This window comes from Mammaliicoccus stepanovicii (genome assembly GCF_002902525.1).
Lineage (GTDB): Bacteria > Bacillota > Bacilli > Staphylococcales > Staphylococcaceae > Mammaliicoccus > Mammaliicoccus stepanovicii.
In genome coordinates this window covers 1-206 of the sequence record NZ_PPQZ01000121.1, presented here as the reverse complement: position 1 = coordinate 206, position 206 = coordinate 1, and the positions used below count along the sequence as shown (strand labels likewise).

1 protein-coding gene is annotated in these 206 nt (G+C 41.7%); it reads right to left on the bottom strand.

What is annotated here, in order from left to right; genetic code table 11:
• A partial coding sequence (locus tag CD111_RS12585) for a hypothetical protein (protein WP_158245712.1) occupies positions 1–206 on the bottom strand: 206 nt, incomplete at both ends.

Genomic DNA, 206 nt, shown 5'->3' with positions numbered 1-206 from the left:
ACTTTAGAACCTGGTTCAGCCGTAACTGTGATTGGATCAGTAGATCCAGCTTTACCTGTTAAATCTGTGTCGATTACTGGTTTAGAAGGTGGCGTATTATCTGTTACTTTCTTAGGATCAGATGATTCAGAAGTATTTGGATGTTCCGCCTTATCTGTTGCCTTCGCTGTGACATTACCTTCCGGTAAAGGTTGCGTTGGTGTAAT